The organism is Cyanobium sp. NIES-981, assembly GCF_900088535.1.
Classification (GTDB): Bacteria; Cyanobacteriota; Cyanobacteriia; order PCC-6307; family Cyanobiaceae; genus NIES-981.
Genome location: NZ_LT578417.1, coordinates 1,796,287 through 1,808,699, shown reverse-complemented (window position 1 = coordinate 1,808,699; position 12,413 = coordinate 1,796,287). Strand labels below are relative to the sequence as shown.

The following is a 12,413-nucleotide window of genomic DNA, read 5'->3' as shown; positions in this document are numbered from 1 at the left end:
CAGTCTGGCACCTGTGCCGGGTTCCGATGGCCACAACGGCAGGTTCCTACAGTTGCCGTCCCTGCCCGTGTCCGGTGACCGACGAGATCGCTCCGCAGGAGCAGCCGACAGCCAACCAGGACACGGCTCCCCAGGCCGTCTCCGACGCCCCCGCCGAGACCGACGACCCCGCCGAACTCTCTGCCTCGGCCCCTGCCGATCCTGCCGAGACTGTTGACGATCCCGACAGCCATCGCTTCGAGTGCCGCAGCTGCGGTTACGTGTACGACCCGGGGGAAGGGCTCAGGAAACTGGCGATCCCCGCCGGGACGCCTTTCCTCAGCCTGGATGCCGCCACGTTCCGCTGTCCGGTGTGCCGCAGCAAGATGGGGGCCTTCAAGGACATCGGGCCACGCAACAAGCCCAGCGGGTTCGAGGAAAACCTCAACTTCGGCCTCGGGGTGAACCGGCTCACCCCCGGCCAGAAGAATGTGCTGATCTTCGGTGGCTTCGCCCTGGCCATCGCCTTTTTCCTCTCCCTCTATTCCCTGCGTTGATCCTGCGCCGATGACCCGCCCCTCGCTCCCGCTCCGCTCGCCCCAGCCCAGCGGCTCGGGCTTCCGTCTGCTCCCCTCCCTGCTCTCCCTGATCCTGGTGGTCGGGATCGCCTTCGGCCTCGGCGGCTGCGTCACCACCGGCCTGCCCGAAGCCGCCGCCAGCCCCTGGGAGGCGGTGCCGCTGGCCACCAGCGGCAACCCCCTCTCGCTGGCCTTCTCCGATGCGCGCCATGGCTTCCTGGTGGGGAGCAACCGCCTCATCGTTGAGACCAACGACGGCGGCGCCCACTGGGAGCCGCGGGCGCTCGACCTGCCGGAGGAGGAGAACTTCCGCCTGATCAGCATCGATTTCAGCGGCGATGAGGGCTGGATCGTGGGTCAGCCCGGGCTGCTCCTGCACACCACCGACGCCGGACGCAACTGGAGCCGCCTGTTCCTGGACACCAAGCTCCCCGGTGAGCCCTACTTGGTCACCGCCCTCGGCCGCAACAGCGCCGAGCTGGCCACCAACGTGGGCGCCATCTATGACACCCGCGACGGAGGGGCCAGCTGGCAGGCCAGGGTCGACGACGCCGCCGGCGCCGTGCGGGAGCTGCGCCGCAGTCCTGACGGCCGGTACGTGAGCGTCAGCAGCCTCGGCAACTTCTTCGCCACCTGGGATCCCGGCCAGGACGTGTGGCAGCTGCACCAGCGGGTGAGCAGCCAGCGGCTGCAGACCATCGGCTTCCAGCCCGATGGCGCCCTCTGGATGCTGGCCCGGGGGGCTCAGATCCGCTTCGGCTCCGACCCCTCCGACCCGGAGCAGTGGAGCAAGCCCGTGATCCCGATCACCAACGGCTACGGCTATCTCGACATGGCCTGGGATCCCCGCGGTGCGATCTGGACCGGCGGCGGCAGCGGCACGCTGCTGGTGAGCGATGACGGGGGCAAGAGCTGGCAGAAGGATCCTGTGGGCGCCGAACAGCCGTCCAACTTCACCCGCATCGTGTTCCTGGCTGACGGGAAGGGCTTCGTGCTGGGCGAGCGCGGTTCCCTGCTCCGCTGGGTCGGCTGAGCCGCCCGCCAACTTCTGTAACCAAGGGGGGCCGCCGTTCCCGCTGGATCGGCCCAGCCCCCTAGGATCGCCGGGCTGAACGCTTGTCGCTATGGCTGCCGGCTCCACTGGGGAACGCCCGTTCTTCGAAATCATCACCAGCATTCGCTACTGGGTGATCCACGCGGTCACGCTGCCAGCGATCTTCCTGGCTGGCTTCCTCTTCGTGTCCACCGGCCTCGCCTACGACGCCTTCGGAACGCCCCGCCCTGACGCCTACTTCCAGGCCCAGGAAAGCAAGGCTCCGGTCGTGAGCCAGCGCTACGAGGGCAAGAGCCAGCTCGACCTGCGCATGCAATAAGACGCCATGACCCAGTCTCCCGTTTCCACCACGCCACGCAACTACCCGATCTTCACGGTGCGTTGGCTGTCTGTGCACGCCCTCGGCATCCCCACGGTGTTCTTCCTGGGGGCCCTGGCCGCGATGCAGTTCATCCGTCGCTGAGGCCTGCTGTCATGCAACGCAATCCCAACCCCAACAACCTGCCGGTCGAGCTCAACCGCACCAGCCTCTACCTGGGTCTGCTGCTGATCTTCGTGACTGGCGTGCTGTTCACCAGCTACTTCTTCAACTGATCCGGAGAGCACCCCATGAGCGGCAAGAAATCTTCCCTGCCCGACGGCCGGATCCCGGATCGCCTGCCTGATGGCCGCCCAGCCGTGGCCTGGCGCTCCCGCTGGACCGAAGGCGTGCTTCCCCTGTGGTTGGTGGCCACCGCTGGTGGCATGGCCGTCATCTTTGTGGTGGGCCTCTTCTTCTACGGTGCCTACACCGGCGTCGGTTCGGCCTGAGCCAGCCGCTGCAGGCAGGCTTCCGCATCCGTCCCCCGGCGGTCAGCCCTGCTGGCCCCGGGGGATCGGCATGTGGGCCCACCGATCGGCATGTGGGCCCACCGCTGTCGACAGCCACATCCCGGCTCCTCTGGCGCATCCCCGGTGAAGAAGCGCACCCTTCTGAATCATGAGGCCCTGGCCTGGCTTGCGGGTGCTCTGCTCAATGCCTACGGCCAGCTGATCCTGCTCACCTCCCGCATCGCGGTGCAGCGTGATCCCGCCACCACCCGGTTGGTGCTGGAGCAGGGGGGACCCGTGATCTACGCCCTCTGGCACTGTCACGTGTTCTTCATGCCGATGCTGCGTCTGAGCAGCGGCCGGCCGGTGGCGGTGCTGCTCAGCGCCCACCGCGACGCCCAGATCGTGGGTGTGGCCGCCCGCATGCGGGGGGTGCAGCTGGTGGCCGGCTCCTCCACCCGTGGCGGGGTGCGGGCCTATCTGCAGTTGATCCAGATGCTGCGGGCCGGCAGGTCGGTGTGCATCACGCCGGATGGCCCCAGGGGGCCCGCACACCGGGTGAAGCCCGGGGTGGTGCATCTGGCCCGGCAATCCGGCTGCGCGGTGGTGCCGATGGGCCTGGCCGTGACCAGGCAGCGGCGGCTGCGCTCCTGGGATCGAACCCTGTTGCCACTTCCCTTCTGCCGGGTGGTGCTCACCCTCGGCCCGCCCCTGTGGCTGCCACCCGCCCAGGACCCCCGCACGCTCGGCCTCCAGGCACAGCAGGTGGAAGCGGCGCTGGAGACAGCCTCACAGCAGGCCATCCGTGCCCTCTCAGTCCGTGCCCTCTAGGTCCGTGCCCTCTGAGTCCGTGCCCTCTGAAGGGAGGGCGCGGCACCGGCGGCTGTTCGAGGCGGGCCCGGTGCTGGCCCTCTGGCTGCTGCAGACCCTGCTCACGCCCGCCATCGCGGCGCTGCTGCTGGTGCGGCTCTGGCAGGGCAAGGAAGACCGTCGCCGCCTACCGGAGCGGCTGGGCTGGTCGGTCCGTCGGCGCCCCCCCGGCCGCCTGCTCTGGCTGCACGCCGCCAGCGTGGGAGAGCTCACCGCCCTGGTGCCGCTGCTGCGGGCGTTGGTGGAGGCCAGTCGCCGCAGGGGGGTGCCCCCGCCGGCGGTGCTGGTCACCAGCGTGAGCCGCAGCTCCTCCCGCCTGGCCGGCCGGCTGCTGCCGGAAGGTGTGATCCACCAGTGCGCTCCGGTGGATCACTGGCTGGCCTTCGCCCTGTTCCGTCGCCACTGGCGCCCTGATCTGGGGGTGCTGGCGGAGGCGGAGCTCTGGCCGGAGCTGGTGCGCTCCATGCCGCGGCTGCATCTGGTCAACGCCCGGATGAGTGAGCGCTCCTTCCGCCGTCACCGCCATCTGCCCTGGCTTGCCGCCTGGCTGTACGGCCGGGCCCGGCTGTGCTGGGCCCAGTCGGCTGCCGATGCCGACCGCCTGCGCCGCCTCGGCGCTCCCCGGGTGGAGGCGGTGGGTTCCACCAAGCGCGATGCCGATCCCCCGCCGGCCGATGGCGCGATCGTGGCGCGCCTCGCTCCCTGGCTTCAGGGCAGCCGGGTGCTCCTGCTGGCCAGCAGCCACCCCGGAGAGGAGCGGCGGCTGCTCGAGGCCTGGCCATTGCTGCGGCAGGGCCTGGGACCCTTGACGCTGCTCCTGGTGCCGCGGCATCCGGAGCGGGCTGCGGAGGTGCTTCAGGAAGCCCTCAGGCGCGGACGGACGGCCAGGGTCTGGACCCGGCTGGCCCAGGCAGGGCCGGACCACCGCAGGATCGAGGTGCTCGTGGTGGATCGGCTCGGAGCGATGGGCAGCTGGCTGGCGGTCGCCGATCTGGTGCTGATGGGCGGCAGCCTGGCGGCGGGGGACCGCCCCGTGGGCGGCCACAACCCCCTGGAGCCGATCCGGGCCGGCCGGCGGGTGGTGTGCGGACCGGACATGGCCAACTTCGCCGGCCTCACTGAGGAACTCGAAACCAGCGGCTGGCTGCATCGCCTGCGTTCCCCCGAGGACCTTGGCCCCACCCTGTTGGAGCTGCTGCGTTCCGAGGCGCCTCTGCCGCCGCCGCTGGTGCTGAGCGGTCCCTGCAGCACGATTGCCCCGCAGCTGCTCGACGCCCTGCTCTCCCCAGCCTGAACCCATCCTGCGGGTCCCCCTGATGCCGTTCACCACCCCTCCGTTCTGGTATCGCCGCAGTCCGTCCCTGCGGGCACAGATGCTGCGGCCCCTGGCGCTGCTCTACGCGCTCGCCACGGGGCTGCACCGCGGCTGGGTGACCCCCCTGCGCTTGCCGGTGCCGGTGGTCTCGATCGGCAACATCACCCTCGGCGGCACCGGCAAGACCCCCCTGGTGATCGGTCTGGCCCGCGAGCTGCAGCGGCGCGGCCTGCAGGTGGCGGTGCTCACCCGCGGCTACGGCAGTGGCCGCCGGGTCCCGATCCGGCTGGGGGACCGGCGGGAGGTGCAGACGTCGCAGCGGGTGGGGGACGAGGCGCTGGAGCTTCTCGGCAGCCTGCCGGAGGTGCCCGTCTGGGTGGGGGCGGACCGGCGCAGTGCTGCCCGCCAGGCGGTGGCTGAGGGGGCAGCGCTGCTGTTGCTCGACGATGGTCTGCAGCATTGGCCCCTGGCCCGGGACTGTGATGTGACCGTGCTGGATGAGCGCCATGGCCTCGGCAACGGCCTGCTGTTCCCAGCCGGACCCCTGCGGGAGCCGGCCGCGAGCCTCGGCCGCGCCGACCTGCTGGTGCTCACCGGCACCGGCAGCTCCCCGGCCGATGGCCCGGACGGGGAGGGCGGGATGGCGGAGCGCAGCGGCCGTGCGGATCCCGGCAGCCTTGGCTGGCCTGCCGGCAAGCCCTGGCTGCGGGTGCCGGCCACCCTCCACCCCGCGCCGAGCCTGCGGGAGCGGCCGCTGCTGGCCTTCTGCGGCATCGGCCTGCCCCGCAAGTTCTTCGCCGCGCTGCGGCAGGCGGGTCTGCGACTGGTGGGCACCGAGTCCTTCCCTGACCACCACCCCTATGCTCAGGCCGATCTGGAGCGGCTCGTGGCGTTGGCCCAGGCCAGAGGGGGAGCCACCCTCGTGACCACCGTCAAGGACTGGCAGCGTCTGCCTTCGAACTCCCGCTCCATGGTGGCGGCGGTGCCCCTGGTGCTCGAGCCGGCGGCGGTGGCGGCACTCGCCGATGCCGTGCTTGACACCGTGGCCCACCGGCGCGCCAGCCCGCACCATGCCAGCCCGCACCATGACTGAGGGGCAGGCTGCACCGCGGTTGCTGGTGGTGGCCGGGGAAGCTTCGGGCGATCTGCACGGCGGGGCGTTGCTCTCGGCCCTGCGCCTCCGCCTCCCCGGCGCCGTGGTGCGCGGAGTGGGGGGGGAGCAGATGCGGGCCGCCGGCCTGCAGCAGCTGGCGGATGTGCGAACCCTCTCGGCGGCGGGCCTGGTGGAGATCCTGGGCAGCCTGGGGCGTCATCATCACGTGATGCGGCTGCTCAAGCGGCAGATGGATCAGCACCGCCCCGATGCCGTGGTGCTGATCGACTACCCGGGATTCAATCTGCTGGTGGCCGGGGAGGCCCACCGGCGGGGGATTCCGGTGTTCTTCTACATCGCGCCCCAGGTGTGGGCGTGGGGCCGGGGCCGGGCGCGGCGCATGGCCCGCATCATCGACCGGCTGGCGGTGATCTTTCCGTTCGAGGAACCCCTGTTCAACGCCCATGGCCGCGCCTTCGCTCGCTATGTGGGTCATCCGCTGATGGATCAGATCCAGGTGACCCAGGGCCGCGAGGCCACCCTGCTCACCCATGGTCTGGCGGCCGATCAGCGCCTGCTGCTGCTGCTGCCGGGCAGCCGGCGCGCGGAGATCCGGCTGCTGCTGCCGGATCTGCTGGCGGCGGCAGCGGTGTTCGCCCGGGAGGGCTGGCAGGTGGCCCTGCTGCGGGCTCCCACGGTGGATCAGGCCTTCCTGGAGCAGGTGGCCGGCCCCCTGCCGGTGCGCTGCCTGGAGGGGGACACCTGCAACCTCCTGCACGCCGCCGATGGGGCCCTGGTGTGCTCCGGAACGGCCACGCTCCAGGCCGCCCTGCTGGGCTGTCCCCATGTGATCGCCTACCGCTTCTCGCCGCTCACCTACCTGCTGGGCCGGCTGATCACCCGCCACCGGGTGCTGGGGCTGCCCAATGTGATCCTGGGCCGGGTGCTGTTTCCCGAGCTGCTGCAGCGGGCGGTGACGCCCGCGCATCTGGTGCGGGCCCTGCGGCAGCTGCTGGCCGATCCCGCCCGCTGGCAGCAGGGGGTGGAGGAGCTGCGGAGCAGGATGGGGCCGCCCGGCGCTTCGCTGCGGGCGGCCGACGAGCTTGTGGACCTGTTGCGATGAGGATGCGGGTGTACGGGCGCTTCCTGGCCTACGGCCAGCGCTACCTCTGGCCCACCTTCCTGCTGGCGCTGCTGTTCAATCTCGGCTACGGCGCCTCCACCGGCTTCGTGCCGCTGGTGATCCGCTATCTGTTCGACGACATCCTGCCGGGCAGTGACCGGGCCCGCCTCTATGCCGCCCCCGCCGTGATCCTCGGCGTGATCGTGCTGCGGGCGGTGTGCCAGTACCTGGGGGCCTACCTCACCGAAACGGTGAGCCAGTCGATCACCGCGGATCTGCGCGCCGACCTGGCCGCCAAGGTGATGGAGCTGCCCCAGGCCTACATCGACCGCCACCCCTCCACCACGCTGATCTCGCGGCTGCTCAGCGATGTGACCCTGGTGAAGACAGGCATCGTGGATGGCTTCTCCGCCATCTTCAAGGACTCCCTCACCCTGCTGGCGCTGGTGGTGGTGGCCTTCTACCAGGACTGGCTGCTGGCCCTGATCGCCTTCATCCTCTTCCCGGTGGCGATCCTGCCGGTGCTGCGCTCCTCGAAGAAGGTGCGGCGCCACTCGAGCAGGGGCCAGTCAAGCCTGGCGCGGCTGGCCAGCTACCTGCAGGAGGCGCTGGTGGGCTCCCGCGTGGTGAAGATCTTCGGCATGGAGGCCTACGAGCTGCGCCGCTTCCGCGAGGAGAACGCCGCCGTGCTCGGCGCCGCCCTGCGCACCACCCGCGCCAAGCTGGCCAACCAGCCCTTGATGGAACTGCTGGGGGCGGTGGGCTTCAGTGCCGTCCTGGTGTACGGCGGCGAGGCGGTGATCGCGGGCACCCGCACCACCGGCAGTTTCTTCGCCTTCCTCACCTCGCTCTACCTCTGCTACGCCCCCTTCAAGGGGCTGGCCAAGGCCAATGCCACCCTCCAGCAGGGCGTGTCCGCGGCCCACGATCTGTTCGAGATCCTCGACACGCCGGCAGACCCGGTGGATCCTCCGAGTCCGGTGGTGGTGAGCGGGCTGCAGCGGGAGCTGCGGGCCGAGGCCGTGAGCTTCGGCTATGGGGCCGAGCCCGTGATCCATGGCCTCAGCCTCACCATCCCCGTGGGCAGCACGGTGGCCCTGGTGGGGCCGAGCGGCGGCGGCAAGAGCACCATCATCGACCTCTTCTGCCGCTTCTACGACCCCGGCGCCGGCCGCATCTGCATCGACGGCACCGACATCCGCGACCTCTCCCTGGCCTCGCTGCGGGGGTTGATTTCCGTGGTGGATCAGAACACCTTTCTGTTCAACGACACCGTGGCCAACAACATCGCCTACGGCCATGCGGAGGCGTCGCGCCAGGCGATCGAGGCGGCGGCCCGGGCAGCCAATGCCCATGGCTTCATCACCCAGCTGCCCCAGGGGTATGACACCCTCATCGGCGAGAACGGCACCCTCCTTTCCGGCGGTCAGCGGCAGCGCATCGCCATCGCCCGTGCCCTGATCAAGAACGCCCCGATCCTGCTGCTGGATGAGGCCACTTCGGCCCTGGATTCGGCCTCCGAGCAGGTGGTGCAGGAGGCCCTCGACCGGCTGATGAGCAACCGCACCACCTTGGTGGTGGCCCATCGCCTCTCCACGGTGGTGAATGCGGACCGGATCTGCGTGATCGAAGCGGGTCGGCTGGTGGAATCCGGCACCCACCGCCAGCTGCTGGCTCGCGGTGGCCGCTATGCCGTCTTATTTTCGACACAATTCTCAAACACCGAAGCGGTTACGCCCCTATGACCATCGCCCCCAGCCGATCGGCGGCCGATCAACCCGCCACCTGGGAGCGCTCCGACTGGGCCAGTGCCTTCCGCAACGTGGGTACCGAGCTCAGCGATGAGGCCCTGACCCCGGCCCGCGGTTCCATTCCCCCGGAGCTGGCCGGCACGCTGTATCGCAATGGCCCAGGCCGGCTCGAGCGCGGCGGCCAGTGGGTGCATCACCCCTTCGATGGCGACGGCATGATCACCGCCCTGAGCTTCGCGGGCGGAGAGGTGCGCCTCAGCAACCGCTTCGTGCGCACCCAGGGCTGGCAGGAGGAAGAGGCCGCCGACCGCTTCCTCTACCGCGGTGTGTTCGGCACCCAGAAGCCGGGTGGTCCGCTGGCCAACGCCTTCGATCTGCGGCTCAAGAACATCGCCAACACCCATGTGGTGCGGCTCGGCGACACGTTGCTGGCCCTCTGGGAGGCGGCCGAGCCCCACGCGCTCGATCCCCACAGCCTCGAGACCCGCGGCATCACCCTGCTGGACGGGGTGCTCAAGCCCGGGGAGGCCTTCAGTGCCCACCCGCGCTTCGACCCCGGCCACCACGGCACCCCGCGGATGGTGACCTTCGGCGTCAAGACCGGCCCCCGCAGCACGATCCGGCTGATGGAGTTCGCCACGGCCGATGACTCCGCCAGCGGCGTGCGGGCGGGCCAGCTGCTGGCCGAACGCCGCGACACGATGGCGGGCTTCGCCTTCCTGCACGACTTCGCCATCACCCCGAACTGGGCGGTGTTCCTGCAGAACGCCATGGGCTTCAACCCGCTCCCCTTTGTGCTCGGTCAGAAGGGTGCGGCCCAGTGCCTGGCCTCGAAGCCCGGCGAGCGCGGCCGCTTCTGGCTGGTGCCGCGCCCCGGCAGCCCTGCGGCCCAGCGCCATCCCCAGCCCCTGGTGGTGCCGGCACCGGAGGGCTTCGTGTTCCACCACCTCAACGCCTTCGAGGATGCCGCCAGCGGCGAGCTGGTGCTCGATTCGATCTTCTACGCCGACTTTCCCTCCATCGGCCCTGGCCAGGACTTCCGTGCCGTCGATTTCGAGGCGATCCCCGAGGGCCAGTTGCAGCGCTGCCGCATCGACCTGGAGCGGGCCGGCACCGATCCGGCCGCTGCCGTCCGCTGCCAATGGCTGGAGCGGCGCTGCTGCGAGTTCGCCATGGTGAACCCCCAGCGGCAGGGGCTGGAGGCCCGCTTCGCCTGGATGGCCGTCACCGAGCAGGAGCGGGGCAATGCTCCGCTGCAGGCCTTCGAGAAGCTCGATCTTCTCAGCGGCGCGCGCACCCTCTGGAGTGCGGCCCCGCGGGGTTTCGTCAGCGAACCGGTGATGGTGCCCCGCCCGGGGGCGGCGGCCGAAGACGATGGCTGGCTTCTGGCTGTGGTGTGGAACGGAGCCCGCTGCGCCAGCGACCTGGTGATCCTCAACGCCGCCGATCTCTCGGAGCAGGCGGTGCTGGAGCTGCCCCTGGCCATCCCCCCCGGCCTGCACGGCAGCTGGGTGGCGGACCCTGCCTAGCCCAGTTCCCAGCTCCCGGCCTGGGGCTCTGCCGGGCTAGCTGGCCAGCAGAGCGCGTAGGCCGGGCTCGAGCATGGCGAAGGCGCGGCCGCGATGCCCCAGCCGCGCCTTGGTGGCCCGGTCCATCTCTGCGAAGGTGCGTCCTGCTTCCGGCACGTAGAACACCGGGTCGTAGCCGAAGCCACCCTCACCCCGCGGTGCCTCCAGGATCAGCCCGGGGCAGTGGCCTTCCACCTCCAGATGCACGGTCCCGGTGGGGCCGGCCACGGCCAGGGCGGCGGTGAAGCGCGCCTGGCGGCCGGGCCGGGTGCCGGTGGCATCGGGCTGGTCGGTGGCATCGGCCAGCTCGCTCAGCAGCCGGGCGATACGGGCCGGGTCGCTGTCGGCGTAGCGGGCCGAGTGCACCCCGGGGGCGCCGCCCAGGGCCTCCACGCTGAGGCCGGAATCGTCGGCCAGGGCCCAGCAGCCGGTGGCCCTGGCCACGGCGATCGCCTTGAGGCGGGCGTTCTCGGCGAAGGTGCTGCCCGTTTCCTCCACCTCCAGCCCGGCTGGCTGGGGCCGGACCTCCAGATCGAGGGCAGCCAGCAGCTGGCCGAATTCCCGCACCTTGCCGCTGTTGCCGCTGGCGATCACCAGCACCCTGGCCCCACTGCCGTCTGGGTTGCCGTTGTTCAGCACCGTCAGCACCCGCTCCGTCTCACACCTGCTCGGCCAGCTCTCGGGCCCAGCTGAGCACCGCGGCCACCCTCTCCTCGCCGGGCGCCTCGCAGTAGAGCCGCAGCAGTGGTTCGGTGCCGGAGAACCGCAGCATCAGCCAGTGGCTGGGGCCGAGCCGCAGCTTGACACCATCGGTGCGGATCACCGCCTGCACGGGCAGGCCGGCCACCTCGGCCGGCGGCGTGGAGGCGAGCAGGGCCTCCAGGCGGGCCCGGGCCGCCATGTCGGGCAGGCGCAGATCCAGGCGGTCGTAGGCGGCCGCGCCACCGCCACGGCGCTGCAGGGCGTCGATGCGCTGGCCCAGGGGTACACCACCCTCCACCAGGGCCTCGATCAGCAGCAGGGCCGCGAATGGCGCGTCGCGTTCAGGCAGATGCATGCCGAAGCCCACCCCGCCGGATTCCTCGCCTCCCACCAGCACCTCACCGGCCAGCATCTCGGCGGCGATGTACTTGAAGCCCACCGGTTTCTCGAGCACGGTGCGGCCGAGGTCCTCGGCCACCTGCTGCATCAGGTCGGAGCCGCTCACGGTCTTGATCACCACCCCCGGCAACTGCCGGGCCCGGGCCAGGTGATCGATGAACAGGGGCATCAGCAGCTGGGTGCTGCAGAAGCGGCCGTGCTCATCCACCGCGGCGATGCGATCGCCGTCGCCATCGAACACGATGCCCATCGCCGGCTGGCCGCCCGCACTGCTGCGGCGCACGGTGGCGATCAGCTCCTGGAGATAGGGCGCCAGCGGTTCGGGGGGGTGGCCGCCGAAGAGGGGGTCGCGCTGCGAGCGGATCTCCTGGATCGCGCCGGCGGCCACGGCCGCTTCGCCCAGCAGGGCCGGCAGCACCCCGGCCGCCGAGCCGTGCATCGGATCGACGATCACGGTGAGGCCGAGCCGCTGCAGCCCCGCCGCCAGGGCGGCGGTGTCCACCTTGGCCCGCAGGCCCTCCAGGTAGGCCCCGAGGGCATCGAAGCGGTCGGTGTCGCCTGGCTGGGGCACCGTGATGCCGCCGGCCGCCAGCCGGGTTTCCACCCGCTGGGTGAAGTCGCCCTCCACCGAGCCGCCGAAGGGACCCTTGATCTTGAGGCCGAGCCATTCGGGCGGGTTGTGGCTGGCGGTGATCACCAGGGCGCCCAGGGCGCCGCGCTGCACCACGGCCCAGCTGGCGGCAGGTGTGGGGGTTGGGCTGCTGGCTAGCATCGGTTTCAGCCCCGCGCCGCGCACGGCGCTGCAGATCGCCTCGGCCAGCTCCGGTGCGAGGAAGCGGCGGTCGTAGCCGATCACCACCTCGCGGCTGTTCAGGCCGTCGGGAGCTGCATGGGCGAGCTCGGCGGCGGCGGCGGCGGCCACCGGCAGCAGCCGTTCCAGGGTGATGTCCACGCCCAGAATGCCCCGCCAGCCATCCGTGCCGAAGGCGATCGGTGCCGCCTCCAGGGGCAGGGGGGCTGAGGACATCGGCAGGGCTCAGGCGTGCCTGCCCATTCAACGACGTGGGCCTGCCCATGGGGGGCAGGGTCTCAGGAGCAGCACCAGGATCCCCAGCGAAGGGGCGATCACGCTGCGCAGCAGCCACGGCGCGCGGGCAGGTCGGGCTGTGGC

The 12,413-nt window shown here is 71.0% G+C and carries 14 protein-coding genes; 12 read left to right on the top strand and 2 right to left on the bottom strand.

Features of this window, described 5'->3' with window-relative positions:
- Window positions 1–74 precede the first annotated feature (74 nt).
- From CBM981_RS09370 to CBM981_RS09315, 12 genes are all read left to right on the top strand, one after another.
- Window positions 75–536 (top strand): rubredoxin, encoded by a 462-nt coding sequence (locus CBM981_RS09370; RefSeq protein WP_087068187.1) that lies wholly within the window; start codon window positions 75–77, stop codon window positions 534–536.
- Window positions 537–546: 10 nt separating this feature from the next.
- Complete coding sequence (locus tag CBM981_RS09365) at window positions 547–1,590, top strand: photosynthesis system II assembly factor Ycf48 (RefSeq protein ID WP_087068186.1); 1,044 nt, start codon at window positions 547–549, stop codon at window positions 1,588–1,590.
- A 91-nt stretch (window positions 1,591–1,681) separates the two neighbouring features.
- Window positions 1,682–1,930, top strand: coding sequence for a cytochrome b559 subunit alpha (gene psbE, locus CBM981_RS09360; protein WP_006911727.1), 249 nt, complete (start codon window positions 1,682–1,684; stop codon window positions 1,928–1,930).
- A gap of 6 nt (window positions 1,931–1,936) precedes the next feature.
- Window positions 1,937–2,074: a cytochrome b559 subunit beta gene (psbF, locus tag CBM981_RS09355; protein ID WP_006909199.1), complete on the top strand. Its 138-nt coding sequence runs from the start codon at window positions 1,937–1,939 to the stop codon at window positions 2,072–2,074.
- Window positions 2,075–2,085: 11 nt separating this feature from the next.
- Window positions 2,086–2,205 carry a photosystem II reaction center protein L gene (locus CBM981_RS09350; RefSeq protein WP_006909086.1) on the top strand — a complete coding sequence of 40 codons (120 nt, stop codon included), beginning with the start codon at window positions 2,086–2,088 and terminating at the stop codon, window positions 2,203–2,205.
- Window positions 2,206–2,220: 15 nt separating this feature from the next.
- On the top strand, window positions 2,221–2,421 hold the full coding sequence (locus CBM981_RS09345; protein ID WP_087068185.1) for a photosystem II reaction center protein J: 201 nt from the start codon (window positions 2,221–2,223) through the stop codon (window positions 2,419–2,421).
- A 144-nt stretch (window positions 2,422–2,565) separates the two neighbouring features.
- A complete protein-coding gene (locus CBM981_RS09340; protein WP_172820860.1) occupies window positions 2,566–3,252 on the top strand; it encodes a lysophospholipid acyltransferase family protein in 687 nt (228 codons plus the stop codon).
- Between the two features lie 19 nt (window positions 3,253–3,271).
- Window positions 3,272–4,585, top strand: a complete 1,314-nt coding sequence (locus CBM981_RS15625; RefSeq protein ID WP_172820859.1) for a 3-deoxy-D-manno-octulosonic acid transferase — start codon at window positions 3,272–3,274, stop codon at window positions 4,583–4,585.
- Between the two features lie 22 nt (window positions 4,586–4,607).
- Window positions 4,608–5,699 (top strand): tetraacyldisaccharide 4'-kinase, encoded by a 1,092-nt coding sequence (lpxK, locus tag CBM981_RS09330; protein WP_087068182.1) that lies wholly within the window; start codon window positions 4,608–4,610, stop codon window positions 5,697–5,699.
- Entirely contained in the window at window positions 5,692–6,822 is a 1,131-nt protein-coding gene (gene lpxB / locus CBM981_RS09325) for a lipid-A-disaccharide synthase (RefSeq protein WP_157665387.1), read from the top strand. Before lpxK ends, lpxB begins: the two co-directional genes overlap by 8 nt.
- The gene (locus CBM981_RS09320) at window positions 6,819–8,567 is read left to right on the top strand and encodes an ABC transporter ATP-binding protein (RefSeq protein WP_087068180.1); all 1,749 of its coding nucleotides are present in this window, start codon (window positions 6,819–6,821) and stop codon (window positions 8,565–8,567) included. The genes lpxB and CBM981_RS09320 overlap by 4 nt, the downstream gene beginning before the upstream one ends.
- Window positions 8,564–10,102, top strand: a complete 1,539-nt coding sequence (locus tag CBM981_RS09315) for a carotenoid oxygenase family protein (protein ID WP_087068179.1) — start codon at window positions 8,564–8,566, stop codon at window positions 10,100–10,102. Before CBM981_RS09320 ends, CBM981_RS09315 begins: the two co-directional genes overlap by 4 nt.
- A 36-nt stretch (window positions 10,103–10,138) precedes the next feature.
- Here CBM981_RS09315 and rdgB read toward each other — a convergent pair whose 3' ends face one another.
- Both rdgB and CBM981_RS09305 read right to left on the bottom strand, forming a co-directional pair.
- The gene (gene rdgB / locus CBM981_RS09310) at window positions 10,139–10,789 is read right to left on the bottom strand and encodes an RdgB/HAM1 family non-canonical purine NTP pyrophosphatase (RefSeq protein ID WP_225867328.1); all 651 of its coding nucleotides are present in this window, start codon (window positions 10,787–10,789) and stop codon (window positions 10,139–10,141) included.
- Between the two features lie 10 nt (window positions 10,790–10,799).
- On the bottom strand, window positions 10,800–12,269 hold the full coding sequence (locus CBM981_RS09305) for a phosphoglucosamine mutase (protein ID WP_087068178.1): 1,470 nt from the start codon (window positions 12,267–12,269) through the stop codon (window positions 10,800–10,802).
- Window positions 12,270–12,413: the final 144 nt, after the last annotated feature.